The organism is Streptomyces sp. NPDC003077 (assembly GCF_040611095.1).
Lineage (GTDB): Bacteria > Actinomycetota > Actinomycetes > Streptomycetales > Streptomycetaceae > Streptomyces.
On sequence record NZ_JBEXNM010000007.1, the window covers coordinates 85,754 to 98,426 of the forward strand.

General features: G+C 72.9%; 12 protein-coding genes and 1 riboswitch. Of the genes, 7 read left to right on the forward strand and 5 right to left on the reverse strand.

Going from position 1 to position 12,673, the window contains the following annotated elements; all coding sequences use genetic code 11:
* Nucleotides 1-140 precede the first annotated feature (140 nt).
* Nucleotides 141-254, forward strand: a riboswitch (TPP riboswitch).
* From thiO to ABZX96_RS07400, 3 genes are all read left to right on the forward strand, one after another.
* On the forward strand, nt 252-1,532 hold the full coding sequence (thiO, locus tag ABZX96_RS07390; protein ID WP_355539334.1) for a glycine oxidase ThiO: 1,281 nt from the start codon (nt 252-254) through the stop codon (nt 1,530-1,532). It overlaps the preceding riboswitch by 3 nt.
* A gap of 188 nt (nt 1,533-1,720) precedes the next feature.
* Nucleotides 1,721-1,936: a sulfur carrier protein ThiS gene (gene thiS / locus ABZX96_RS07395; protein ID WP_355539337.1), complete on the forward strand. Its 216-nt coding sequence runs from the start codon at nt 1,721-1,723 to the stop codon at nt 1,934-1,936.
* Nucleotides 1,937-1,943: 7 nt separating this feature from the next.
* Nucleotides 1,944-2,738 carry a thiazole synthase gene (locus ABZX96_RS07400; RefSeq protein ID WP_355539339.1) on the forward strand — a complete coding sequence of 265 codons (795 nt, stop codon included), beginning with the start codon at nt 1,944-1,946 and terminating at the stop codon, nt 2,736-2,738.
* A gap of 249 nt (nt 2,739-2,987) precedes the next feature.
* Here ABZX96_RS07400 and ABZX96_RS07405 read toward each other — a convergent pair whose 3' ends face one another.
* Nucleotides 2,988-3,365, reverse strand: coding sequence for a MerR family transcriptional regulator (locus tag ABZX96_RS07405; protein WP_355539577.1), 378 nt, complete (start codon nt 3,363-3,365; stop codon nt 2,988-2,990).
* A gap of 430 nt (nt 3,366-3,795) precedes the next feature.
* On the opposite strand from ABZX96_RS07405, the gene pknB reads away from it, so the two are divergent.
* The 3 genes from pknB to ABZX96_RS07420 all read left to right on the forward strand — a co-directional run bounded on the left by pknB (nt 3,796) and on the right by ABZX96_RS07420 (nt 7,640).
* Nucleotides 3,796-5,811, forward strand: coding sequence for a Stk1 family PASTA domain-containing Ser/Thr kinase (pknB, locus tag ABZX96_RS07410; RefSeq protein ID WP_355539341.1), 2,016 nt, complete (start codon nt 3,796-3,798; stop codon nt 5,809-5,811).
* A gap of 106 nt (nt 5,812-5,917) precedes the next feature.
* Complete coding sequence (locus ABZX96_RS07415) at nt 5,918-6,808, forward strand: deoxyribonuclease IV (RefSeq protein ID WP_355539343.1); 891 nt, start codon at nt 5,918-5,920, stop codon at nt 6,806-6,808.
* Nucleotides 6,809-7,034: 226 nt separating this feature from the next.
* Entirely contained in the window at nt 7,035-7,640 is a 606-nt protein-coding gene (locus ABZX96_RS07420; protein ID WP_355539345.1) for a DUF4396 domain-containing protein, read from the forward strand.
* Nucleotides 7,641-7,786: 146 nt separating this feature from the next.
* Here ABZX96_RS07420 and ABZX96_RS07425 read toward each other — a convergent pair whose 3' ends face one another.
* Nucleotides 7,787-8,410: a sulfite oxidase-like oxidoreductase gene (locus ABZX96_RS07425; RefSeq protein ID WP_355539347.1), complete on the reverse strand. Its 624-nt coding sequence runs from the start codon at nt 8,408-8,410 to the stop codon at nt 7,787-7,789.
* Between the two features lie 154 nt (nt 8,411-8,564).
* Here ABZX96_RS07425 and bfr point away from each other — a divergent pair, with 154 nt between their 5' ends.
* The gene (gene bfr / locus ABZX96_RS07430; RefSeq protein WP_355539350.1) at nt 8,565-9,080 is read left to right on the forward strand and encodes a bacterioferritin; all 516 of its coding nucleotides are present in this window, start codon (nt 8,565-8,567) and stop codon (nt 9,078-9,080) included.
* A gap of 71 nt (nt 9,081-9,151) precedes the next feature.
* Here the strand turns inward: bfr and ABZX96_RS07435 are convergent, their stop codons facing one another.
* The 3 genes from ABZX96_RS07435 to ABZX96_RS07445 all read right to left on the reverse strand — a co-directional run bounded on the left by ABZX96_RS07435 (nt 9,152) and on the right by ABZX96_RS07445 (nt 12,655).
* Nucleotides 9,152-9,499, reverse strand: a complete 348-nt coding sequence (locus ABZX96_RS07435; protein WP_355539353.1) for a (2Fe-2S)-binding protein — start codon at nt 9,497-9,499, stop codon at nt 9,152-9,154.
* A 155-nt stretch (nt 9,500-9,654) separates the two neighbouring features.
* Nucleotides 9,655-10,998, reverse strand: a complete 1,344-nt coding sequence (locus ABZX96_RS07440) for a class II 3-deoxy-7-phosphoheptulonate synthase (RefSeq protein ID WP_355539580.1) — start codon at nt 10,996-10,998, stop codon at nt 9,655-9,657.
* Nucleotides 10,999-11,122: 124 nt separating this feature from the next.
* The gene (locus ABZX96_RS07445) at nt 11,123-12,655 is read right to left on the reverse strand and encodes a PLP-dependent aminotransferase family protein (protein WP_355539356.1); all 1,533 of its coding nucleotides are present in this window, start codon (nt 12,653-12,655) and stop codon (nt 11,123-11,125) included.
* Nucleotides 12,656-12,673 lie beyond the last annotated feature (18 nt).

The following is a 12,673-nucleotide window of genomic DNA, read 5'->3' on the forward strand; positions in this document are numbered from 1 at the left end:
GGGCACGAGAGAAGCCCGGACGCCGGTCGCGCACCATCTCAGGGCGCCCGATCCGCCCCTCCGCGCCCTCAGGCGCCCCGCCGGTGCCCGAGGGGGCGCTCCCTTACGACCCGTCGGCGGCCCGTACTAGGGTGACGGGAACACGCACTCGCGGGAGCCCTGACGCATCGGGCTGAGAGGGAGGCTGCTGCGGCCTCCGACCGTACGAACCTGATCCGGGTCATGCCGGCGAAGGGAGGGGCTGGACACCCATGCACGCACCTGCTGCGACAACCGCACCGCACCCCGATGTCCTGGTCGTCGGAGGCGGCGTCATCGGCCTGGTCACGGCCTGGCGGACGGCCCTGCGGGGCCTGCGCGCCGCCGTCGTGGACCCGGCGCCCGGGGGCGGGGCGGCGCACGTGGCGGCCGGGATGCTGGCCGCCGTCAGCGAACTGCACTACGGCGAGGAGACCCTCCTGGGACTCAACCTCGCCTCGGCACGCCGTTATCCGCGATTCGTCGCCGAACTGGAGGAGGCCACCGGACAGGACGTCGGCTACCGGCGGTGCGGCACGCTCGCCGTCGCCCTCGACGCCGACGACCGCGCCCACCTGCGCGAACTCCACGCCCTCCAGCACCGAACGGGCCTGGAATCCGAGTGGCTGAACGGGCGCGAGTGCCGCCGCCTGGAGCCGATGCTCGCGCCCGGCGTGCGCGGGGGCCTGCGGGTGGACGGCGATCACCAGGTGGACCCGCGGCGGCTGACCGCCGCGCTGCTCACCGCCTGCGAGCGCGCCGGGGTCGCCTTCCACCGTGCTCAGGCCGAACGGCTGATCGTCGCCGCGGGGCGGGCCAAGGGGGTGGAGCTGGCCGACGGGACGGTCCTGACGGCCGGTCAGGTCGTGCTGGCGGCGGGCAGCCTCAGCGGGCGGCTGGCCGGGGTGCCGGACGCCGTGCTGCCGCCGGTCCGCCCCGTCAAGGGCCAGGTCCTGCGGCTGCGGATGCCGGCCGGACCGGCCGGGGCCCCGCCGTTCCTGTCCCGGACCGTCCGGGCCGTGGTGCGCGGCGGCCCCGTCTACCTGGTGCCTCGGGAGAACGGCGAGCTGGTGCTCGGCGCCACGAGCGAGGAGATGGGCTGGGACACCACCGTCACGGCCGGCGGCGTCTACGAACTCCTGCGGGACGCGCACGAACTCCTGCCCGGCATCACCGAGCTGCCCCTGGTGGAGACCCGCGCCGGACTGCGGCCCGGCTCCCCCGACAACGCGCCGCTCCTGGGGCCGACCACGCTGCCGGGCCTCCTTCTGGCGACCGGTCACTACCGCAACGGCGTGCTGCTCACCCCCATCACGGGCGAGGTGATGGCCGAGGTGCTGGTCTCGGGGCGGCTCCCGGAGGAGGCCCGTCCGTTCACGCCCGACCGCTTCCCGCCGATGACGGGTGCAGGGACGGGGACGGGCGGCACGGCGACCGGGGAACGTGCCCTTTCCGGCGAGCACGGCCTCAATGCGGGGGCGCGGGAAGGCGCGCTTCAGGAGCAGTCGGCGTAACGGTGCCCCCATAAGGCCCGCCGCTCCTCCTGTATGCCTCGTGCCCCGCCACCCATGGGGCCGCCGCCATGCCTGTGGCCCCCTCACCCAACGCCCTCCCACCCCCTCCCCCTCCCCCTCAGCGAACGCGGCTTTCTCATGAACACCCATCTGTCTTCACACCCGCCCGCACAAGGAAGGCCCCGCCAGTGACCGCCACCACCGTGTCCGTCTCCGTCAACGGCGAGTCCCGGGAGATCCCGGGCGGACTCACCCTCGACCGGCTCGTCGCCACCCTCACCCAGGCCCCCAGTGGCGTGGCCGCCGCGCTCAACGAAGCCGTCGTGCCGCGCAGCCTGTGGCCCGCCACGCCGCTCGGCGACGGCGACCGGGTCGAGGTCCTCACCGCCGTGCAGGGAGGCTGATCCCACCATGGCCGACGATCTGCTCACCCTCGCCGACACCACCTTCCACTCCCGTCTGATCATGGGGACGGGAGGAGCGCCCAGCCTGGACGTTCTGGAGCGCTCGCTGATCGCCTCCGGTACGGAGCTGACCACGGTTGCCATGCGGCGACTGGACCCGACCGTGCAGGGCTCGGTCCTGTCCGTACTCGAACGGCACGGGATCCGCGTCCTGCCCAATACGGCGGGGTGCTTCACGGCGGGCGAGGCGGTGCTCACCGCCCGGCTGGCCCGCGAGGCACTGGGCACCAACTGGATCAAGCTCGAAGTGGTCGCCGACGAGCGCACGCTGCTCCCCGACCCGGTGGAGCTGCTGGACGCCGCGGAGACCCTGGTGGACGACGGTTTCGTCGTCCTGCCCTACACGAACGACGATCCCGTGCTGGCCCGCAAGCTGGAGGACGCGGGCTGCGCCGCGATCATGCCGCTGGGCTCGCCGATCGGCTCCGGCCTCGGCATCCGCAACCCGCACAACTTCCAGCTGATCACCGAGCGCGCGGGCGTCCCGGTCATCCTCGACGCGGGCGCCGGCACCGCGTCGGACGCCGCGCTCGCCATGGAGCTGGGGTGCGCGGCCGTGATGCTGGCCTCGGCGGTGACCCGCGCGCAGGAACCCGTCCTGATGGCGGAGGCCATGCGGCACGCGGTCGAGGCGGGACGGCTGGCGCACCGCGCGGGCCGCATCCCGCGGCGCCACTTCGCCGAGGCGTCCTCGCCGACGACCGGGCTGGCGGCCCTGGACCCGGAGCGGCCCGCTTTCTGATCGCGATCGGTGGTGCCGACAGGCCGTCCGGCCGTCCGTGGGACTCCTCGGAGTTCCCCACGGACGGCCGGACGGCTTTGTGGGCCGCGACGCCCTACGACCGGACGGACCTGCGGCTGGGCGGGACTGCGAGTGGGCAGACGGCCCTGCGGCCGGACGGCCCTACGGGCGGGCAGCTCCGCCGCCGGACAGCCCGCCCGAGCGAAAAGCCCTGTAGCCGAAAGGCAGCCCGCCCCCCGGACGGCCGTCTCAGCGCGCCGCCGCCAGTTGCGACTCCGGCGGCGCGGCCGTGATCACCTCGTCCAGCATGTCCCGGGAGGCCATCAGCGCCTCGATCGTCCCGGTGAGGCGTTCCCGTTCCCGCTGGAGTTCGGCCACCAGGTCGGCGCAGGTCGGCACCAGCCTGCCGTCGTCCTCCCGGAGGCAGGGCAGCACGTGGGCGATGGTGGTGGTGTTCAGGCCGGACGTCAGGAGGGAGCGGATGCGGCGCACCGTCGTGACGTCCGCCTCGCTGTAGTCGCGGTAGCCGCTGGGCAGCCGGGCGGGCTGGAGCAGACCCTGCTCCTCGTAGTAGCGCAGCAGCCGCTCGGACGTGCCCGTACGGTGGGCCAGCTCGCCGATTCTCATGCTCTCCCCTGTGGTGCCGTTCATCCGTTCCGTCCGCGTCCCGCCCCGCGCGCCGGGGCCGTACGGGACGCCGGGCGCGGGCCCGAGCCGCGTCGCCAGCGGACGCCTGACGTGAATCCGCCTGACGTGGATCCCGGACGCGCTCAAGATCCATCCCCGGCACGTACGCGAACCCGGACGAGTCCGAGGCCCGAATCCGTACGCGCCCGTCGATCTCAGACTTCGCCGCCCCCGTGATTATTCCGATGCCGTTCGCGCTCGTTCCACGGCCGTACCGGTCCGCGGACGCACATTCCTGGCCGCGATCCTGCGGTTTTCATGCCATTCCGGTCCGCGCGCGTCATCGTTCCTGTCACTGTTCGGCTGCGATACGGCGGTGACGGCTGCGCCGGGGACCGGCTGTCGGTGCCTGCTCGTAAACTCGTTTGCCGTGGACAGGACCCTTCAGGACCCACTCGTCGGGCAGCTGCTCGACGGCCGCTACCGCGTCGAGGCGCGGGTGGCCGCCGGCGGTATGGCCACGGTCTACCGCGCCGTGGACCTGCGCCTGGACCGCGTGCTGGCCCTGAAGGTCATGCATCCGTCGCTGGCCGAGGACGCCGCCTTCGTGGACCGCTTCATCCGCGAGGCCAAGTCCGTCGCCCGCCTCTCGCACCCGAACGTGGTGGGCGTCTTCGACCAGGGCGCGGACGGCGCCTACGTCTACCTGGCGATGGAGTACGTCGCCGGCTGCACGCTGCGCGACATACTGCGCGAACGCGGCGCCCTGACCCCGCGCGCCGCGCTGGACGTCCTGGAGCCGATCCTCGCGGCCCTGGGCGCCGCCCACCGGGCCGGCCTGGTGCACCGCGACATGAAGCCGGAGAACGTCCTGATCGGCGACGACGGCCGGGTCAAGGTCGCCGACTTCGGCCTGGTGCGCGCGGTGGACACGCACACCACCGCGTCGACCGGGTCCGTCCTGGGCACCGTCTCCTACCTGGCGCCCGAGCAGATCGAGGACGGCAGCGCCGACCCGCGCACGGACGTCTACGCCTGCGGCGTGGTGCTCTACGAGATGCTGACGGGCGGCAAGCCGCACACCGGAGGCACCCCGGCCCAGATCCTCTACCGGCACCTGAACGAGGACGTGCCACCGCCCTCGGAGGCCGTGCCGGGCCTCGCGCCGCGACTGGACGACCTGGTGGCCGCGGCCACCGCCCGTGCGCCCCGGCTGCGCCCGCAGGACGCGGTGTCCCTGCTCTCCCTGGCCCGGGAATGCCGCGCCGACCTCACGGACGGGCAACTGGACGCGGTTCCCCCTGGGGCGAAGGAGATACCGGGTGCCGGCACGGCCCGCAGCTCCCTTCCCCGACGAACGGGAGAGACCGGAGACCCCGCGGAGTCCGTCGGCTCCGAAGACCGCACGAGCGTGCTGCCCCGCCTCGACGCCGTCCAGCTGCCCCTCCCGGACGAGGAGCCGTCCGACCGGACGACGCGGCTGGAGCCTCCGGACCCCGCGGCACGGACGGAGCGGCTGCGCCCCACGGGCACCGGGCGGCGCACGGTCCTGCCGACCGCGCGCCGCAAGGTCGTCGCGCTCGTCGTCGCCGTCCTGGCCGTGCTGGGCGTGGGCGCCGGCGTCTGGTACATCAACGCGGGCCAGTTCACGACCGTCCCCTCGGTGCTGGACATGACCCGCGGCAAGGCGGAGCGGACGCTGCGCGACGCGGGCCTGCGCGTGGAGGTCGAGCAGGCGTTCAGCCCGAACGTCCGGCGCGGCCACGTCATGGCCACGAAGCCGGAGAACGGGGAGCGGGTGCGGGGCTCCGGCCCGGTCACCATCACGCTGTCGAAGGGGCCCGAGATCGTCCGCATACCCGATCTCACCGGCACGCCAGTCGCGGACGCCCGGCGCCGGCTCCGGGATCTCGGGCTGACGGTGGGCACCGAGTCCCCGGAGTTCAGCGACGAGGTCGCCAAGGGCTCGGTGATCCGTACGGACCCGGTGGCGGGCAGCACGCGCCGTCCGGAGACCGCCGTCGCCCTGACCGTGAGCCGGGGCGCACCCATCGACGTGCCCAAGGTGACCGGCGAGGACCGGTCGGCGGCCGAGGCCGCCCTGCGGAAGGCCGGGCTGGAGGTGAAGATAGCCGGCGAGCAGGTCTTCTCCAGCGCGGACCGGGGCCACGTCGCCCGCCAGTCCCCGGGGCCCGGCGCCCGGCTGGGGAAGGGCGACACGGTCACGCTCACGCTCTCCAAGGGCCCGGAGATGATCACGGTGCCGGACGTCACCGGCAAGAACGTGGACGACGCCAAGAAGGAGCTGTCGGACGCCGGGTTCACCGTGGAGGTCGACAAACCGTTCCTGTTCCCGCGCGACACCGTCGAGAGCCAGTCGGTGGCCGGCGGGCACACGGCGCCCAAGGGCTCGTCGATCACGATCCGGCTGAAGGGCGTGTTCTGACGCACCCGCCGCCCACGGCAGGGGCCCGGGGGGTCGGCCGCCGCCCTCGGCGGGGGTGCCCGGGGATCGGTGCGGGGCCCTTCCGGCTGCCTGGCACCCTTGAAGGATGAGCACTTCCCCCTCCCAGCGGCCCGCCCGCGCGCGCAACCCGATCGGCGGCCACGTCCCGGTGGCCGGCGGTCTGGCCAAGACCGGCATCCCGTACGCCGAGGAGATCGGCGGCGAGGCCGTGCAGGTCTTCGTCGCCAACCCGCGCGGCTGGGCGACCCCGCCCGGAAACCCCGAACAGGACGAGGCCTTCCGGGCGGCCTGCGCAGCGGCGTCGATCCCCGCGTACGTCCACGCGCCCTACCTGATCAATTTCGGGTCGCACAACCAGGAGACCGTCGAGAAGTCCGTGGCCTCGCTGCGGCACTCGCTGCGCCGGGGCCGCGAGATCGGCGCGCTGGGCGTCGTCGTGCACACCGGCTCCGCGACCGGCGGGCGGGAGCGCGCGGAGGCGCTGGCCCAGGTGCGCGAGCACGTCCGCCCGCTCCTGGACGAGCTGACGCACGACGACGACCCGTGGCTGCTGCTGGAGTCGACGGCCGGCCAGGGCGCGTCCCTGTGCGCGCTGGCCGAGGACCTGGGCCCGTACTTCGACGCGCTGGACCGGCACCCCCGGCTCGGCCTGTGCCTGGACACCTGCCACGCGTTCGCGGCCGGCCACGACCTGGCGGCGCCCGGTGGCACCAAGCGGCTGCTGGACGAGCTGGTGGACGTCGCCGGCGAGGGCCGGCTCAAACTCATCCACGCCAACGACTCCAAGGACGTGGCCGGGGCGCACAAGGACCGGCACGAGAACATCGGCTCCGGCCACATCGGCGCCGAGCCGTTCCGCGAGCTGTTCACCCACCCGGCGACGGCGGGCGTCCCGCTGGTCATCGAGACGCCCGGCGGCAAGGAGGGCCACGCGGCCGACATCGCCCGCCTCAAGGAGCTGCGCGGCGGGGAGTGAGACCCCAAGGGGAGTGAACCCCCAGGGAGTGAACCCCAAGAGGGTGAGGTCCCCGCCCCCTCCTCCCAGAACACGACACGTGCGACGGCCCCGCTTCCGGGACGACACGGACACCCGTCCGTCCGGAAGCGGGGCCGTCGCACGTCCACCCCCTTGCCGCATACCCCCAGGGGGTATACCGTCATGTCGCGTCAGCAGCCCACCTTCCCGCCGGAGGAGCTTTCCCATGCGACACGAACACGACGAGCACACGCACACCCACCACCCCCATACCGACCACACCGACCACAGCCCCAGCACCCCCACCCCACACCACGACCACACCTCGGGCCACCAGAACCACGCCTCGGCCCACCAGGACCACCAAAGCCACCACGGCCACCACTCCCCCGGCCCCGCGACCTGGTCGATGGCCGCCAAGGCCACCGCCCACTGCCTCACCGGCTGCGCCATCGGAGAAATCCTCGGCATGGTGATCGGCACCGCGCTGGCCTGGCACAACGTGCCGACGATGATCCTCGCCATCGCCCTGGCCTTCGTCTTCGGCTACTCGCTGACTCTGCGCGGCATCCTGAAGGCCGGGGTCGGGTTCCGCGCCGCGATCCGCGTCGCGCTGGCCGCCGACACGCTCTCCATCGCGGTCATGGAACTGGTCGACAACGGCGTGATCGCGCTCTGGCCCGGCGCGATGGACGCGCACCTGTCGGACGGGCTCTTCTGGACGACGCTGGCGCTGTCGCTGGCCATCGCCTTCGTCCTGACGACACCGGTCAACCGCTGGCTGATCAGCCGCGGCAAGGGCCACGCGGTGGTCCACCAGTACCACCACTGATCTGGAACGACGGCCACCGAAGGCCGGACGGCGGAGGCCGGACATCCCCACGGCCGATCACTCCGGACGCCGGCCCGCCACTCGGACGACGCAGCTCCCGGGCCCCGGCCAACAGGCGACGAAGCCACGCCCCACAGACGCCAGAGCTACAGCTCCGGCCCGTCCCCCGGCTCCTCCTGGTACGAGTAGCGCTGTTCCTGCCACGGGTCACCGAGGTTGTGGTAGCCGCGCTCCTCCCAGAAGCCGCGGCGGTCCGCCGTCATGTACTCGATGCCGCGGACCCATTTGGGCCCCTTCCAGGCGTACAGCTGCGGGACGACCAGCCGCACCGGGAAACCGTGCTCGGCGGTGAGCAGCTCACCGGACCGATGGGTGGCGAAAATGCTCCGATCGGACGCGAAGTCGGCGAGCCGGAGGTTGGAACTGAAGCCGTACTCGGCCCACACCATCACGTGCGTGACATCGGGCGCGGGCGGCGCGAGCTCCAGGACCGTACGGGTCAGTACCCCACCCCATTCGGCGCTCAGCATGCTGAATTTCGTGACGCAGTGCATGTCGCCGACGACGGTGGTGTACGGGAGCGCGGTGAATTCCTCGTGGGTCCAGCAGTGCTTGCCGCCGTCCGCGGTCGCGCCGAACACCCGGAATTCCCAGCGCTCCGGGCGGAACTTCGGTACCGGCCCGTAGTGCGTGACCGGCCATCCCCGTTGCAGCCGCTGCCCCGGAGGCAGCTGAGGATGCTCCGCTTCGCGGCTTTCGGGCTGACCCATACCCCCATGGTGTCAGACCGGGAGGGGTGCCTATGACCAGGGCCGCAGCGAATCGGGCAACTCGTACTAAGCGTGCACTTACTGGACGGCTTACGCACAGCGGTGCGAGGATGCGCGGCACCTGCCAGTTCTCGCGTGGAAGGAGCCCGCTGCCATGCAGGGCGACCCCGAGGTCATCGAATTCCTCAACGAGCAGTTGACCGCCGAGCTGACCGCGATCAACCAGTACTTCCTGCACGCGAAGATGCAGGAGCACTACGGCTGGACCAGGCTCGCGAAGTACACCCGGGCCGAGTCGTTCGACGAGATGCGGCACGCCGAGGCCCTCACGGACCGCATCCTCTTCCTGGAGGGGCTGCCCAACTACCAGCGGCTGTTCCACGTCCGGATCGGCCAGACCGTCACCGAGATGTTCCGGGCGGACCGGCAACTGGAGGCGGAGGCGGTGGACCGGCTGCGGCGCGGCATCGACGTGATGCGGACGAAGGGGGACATCACGTCGGCCAACATCTTCGAGCGCATCCTCGCCGACGAGGAGCACCACATCGACTACCTCGACACCCAGCTGGAGCTGGTGGAGAAGCTCGGTGAGGCGCTGTACCTCGCGCAGCTCATCGAGCCGGGCGAAGGCGGCCCCTCGGAGGGCTCCGGCGGGGTGGGCGGCGCCTGAAAGCCGGCGAGCACCCGGCCGACCGGACAAGCCCCGAGCGGGCTCTGAACGGAACGGAGCAGTGGGGCGCCCTAAGCCGCAGCGGGGAGCTCGTCCGCCCCGTCGTCGAAGTCGTCGTCCACCATGCCCGCTCCGGACGACACGCCCGCTCCGGACGGCACGCTCTGCCCCGCGGCGGTCTGCGCGTCGGCGGATATGCCGGCCGTGTGGGCGGCAAGGGGCTCGGGCGCGCCCTGGTCGATCAGTTCGCGCCGGGGGCAGGCGCCGCGGCCGAGCAGCGCCTGGATGCGGCGTACGCAGCCGCCGCAGTCGGTGCCAGCCTTGCAGGCGGAGGCTATCTTGCGCGGGGTGCAGGCCCCGGCGTCCGCGTGTGCGCGAACCTCCTGCTCGGTGATGCCGAAGCACGAGCAGACGTACACGCGGACCACCTCCTTCTGGCTGCTTCGTGGTGAGGTTACCCTTACCTTACCCCGGCCCCAAAGGCCTCTAACAGCGCGAATGGGGCACGGATCGTGTGATCCGTGCCCCATCGCCGTGTGTGCCTCAGGACCTACCGGCCGTCCCGGGGACGGGCCTACTGGTCGCGGTACATCTCCGCCACCAGGAACGCCAGGTCCAGCGACTGGCTGCGGTTCAGCCGCGGGTCGCAGGCCGTCTCGTACCGCTGGTGCAGATCGTCGACGAAGATCTCGTCGCCGCCGCCCACGCACTCCGTGACGTCGTCGCCGGTCAGCTCCATGTGGATGCCGCCGGGGTGGGTGCCCAGGCTCTTGTGGACCTCGAAGAAGCCCTTGACCTCGTCCAGCACGTCGTCGAAGCGGCGCGTCTTGTGGCCGGAGGCGGCCTCGAAGGTGTTGCCGTGCATCGGGTCGCTGACCCAGGCGACCTGCGCGCCGGAGGCGGTGACCTTCTCCACCAGGTCGGGCAGCTTGTCGCGGATCTTGTCCGCGCCCATCCGGGTGATGAACGTCAGACGGCCCGGCTCGCGGTCCGGGTCCAGCCGTTCGATGAGGGTGAGCGCGTCCTCGGCGGTGCTCGTCGGGCCGAGCTTGACGCCGATCGGGTTGCGGATGCGGGAGGCGAACTCGATGTGCGCGCCGTCCAGTTGGCGGGTGCGCTCGCCGATCCAGACCATGTGGCCGGAGACGTCGTAGAGGTTGCCGGTCCGCGAGTCGACGCGGGTGAGCGCCGACTCGTAGTCCAGGATCAGCGCCTCGTGCGAGGAGAAGAACTCCACCGTCTTGAACTCCTCCGGGTCCACCCCGCAGGCGTTCATGAAGTTCAGCGCCCGGTCGATCTCGCGCGCCAGCGCCTCGTACCGCTGCCCGGAGGGCGAGGACTTCACGAAGTCCTGGTTCCAGGCGTGCACCTGGCGCAGGTCGGCGTAGCCGCCGGTGGTGAAGGCGCGGACGAGGTTCAGCGTCGCGGCGGACGCGTGGTACATCCGCTTGAGCCGCTGCGGGTCCGGGATGCGGGCCTCGGCGGTGAACTCGAAGCCGTTGACGGAGTCGCCGCGGTAGGTCGGCAGCGTCACGCCGTCGCGGGTCTCGGTGTTCTTGGAGCGCGGCTTGCTGTACTGGCCGGCGATCCGGCCGACCTTGACCACCGGGACGGACCCGGCGTAGGTCAGCACGGCGCCCATCTGGAGGAGCGTCTTCAGCTTGTTGCGGATGTGCTCGGCCGAGACGGCGTCGAACGCCTCCGCGCAGTCGCCGCCTTGGAGCAGGAACGCCTCGCCACGGGCCACGGCCCCCAGGCGCTCGCGCAGCTGGTCGCACTCGCCCGCGAAGACGAGCGGCGGATAGGACTCAAGCTCCGCGATCACATCGCGCAGAGCCTCTTGGTCCGGCCATTCGGGCTGCTGCGCCGCGGGCAGGTCTCGCCAGGTGTTGCCACCGGCGTGGATTTCAGCGTTCACGGTCACCCCGCCCACATTACGGGGTCCCGGTAAGGCTCCCCTTCCTCCGCCCGCAATATGAGACGCAGCCCACTCCCGCGCTGGACGTTCCCGGCCACCCGGGACGCCCGCGCACCGGGTGCCGTCAGTCGGGAACGGTGTCCTCCGGGGTGCCGCGCGCGATGCCCACCAGGGTGCGCAGGGCGTACGCGAGCACGTCGGGCGCCGGGCTCGCCAGGGCGACACGTACGGCACTCGGCGCGGGACCGCCCGGCCCGCCCGCGGCACCCCGGACCATGTCCTCGTCCCACGCGCCCCTTACCCCCTTTGCATCCCGTACGCCCCTCGGCCCCTCCAGCCCGACGGCGAACGCGGCGCCCGGCGTGACCGTGATCCCGCGGCGCGCCGCCGCCGCGAGGAAGGTCTCCGCGCGCCACGGCGCGGGCAGCTCCCACCAGGCGAAATACGCCCTCGGGTCGGCCCGCACCCGGAAGTCCCCCAGGTGCGCGCGCACCAGCTCCTGCCGCGCGGCGGCGTCCCGGCGCTTGGCCGCGACGATCCGCGCAACGGTGCCGTCGGCGAGCCAGCGGGTGACCGCGTCCAGGGCGAAGCCGGTCGCGGTCCAGCCGCCGGACCGCAGCGCCGTCGCCACCCGCTCGGTGAGCGCGGCGGGCGGCAGGAGGAGGCCGACCGTCAGCCCCGGGGCCAGCCGCTTGGAGAGGCTGTCGACGAGGATCGTGCGGTCGGGTGCCAGGGCGGCCAGGGGCGGCGGGGCGGTGGCAAGGTCGGCGTGGGGGCCGGTGTTGCCGACGGGGGTGGTGGCGGCGCCCCCGCCCGCACCCTCACCCCCGCCCCCGTCCTCGCCCGCATCGAGGAATGCCCACACCGCGTCCTCGATCGCCCACAGGCCGAGTTCGTACAGGACGTCGGCGATCTCTCCGCGCCGCCAGGCCGGGACGGTGACGCCGAGCGGGTTGTGCAGGGTCGGCTGGAGGTACAGGGCGTGCAGCGGACCGCCGCGGTGGGCCGCCCGCACCGCGTCCGGCCGCACCCCGTACTCGTCCATGGCAAGCGGTACGAGGGTGACCCCTATACGCGACGCCACCGCCTTGACCAGCGGATACGTGAAGGCTTCGACGCCCAGCCGGCCCCCGGGCGGCACCAGCGCCGCCAGCGCGCCGGCCAGCGCCTGCCGCCCGTTGCCCGCGAACAGCACCTGGTCGGGGTCCGGGCGGAAGCCGCGGCCGGTGAGCAGCGCGGCGGCCTCGGCCCGTGCGGCCCTCGTGCCCGCGGGGGCGATCGGGCGCATCGCCGCGTCCAGCGCGTCCGGACGCAGCAGTGACCGCAACCCCGCGGCGAGCAGGGCGGACTGCTCGGGAACGACCGGGTAGTTGAGCTCCAGGTTCACCTGGACGCCGGCGGACGGAGCGGCGGCGGACGGCTCGGCGAGGGCGGGACCGGGAGCGTGCTGGGCGGCGCGCACGTAGGTGCCGCGGCCGACCTCGCCGACGGTCAGGCCCCGGCGGGCGAGTTCGCGGTAGACGCGGACGGCGGTGGAGTTGGCGATCCGGTGGGTGCGGGCGAAGGCGCGTTGCGGGGCCAATCGGTCACCGGGGCGCAGCCGTCCGGCGGCGATGTCGGCCGCGACCGCGTCGGCGATGCGCTGGTAGTCGTCCATGAACGTGCCTCCGGGGGT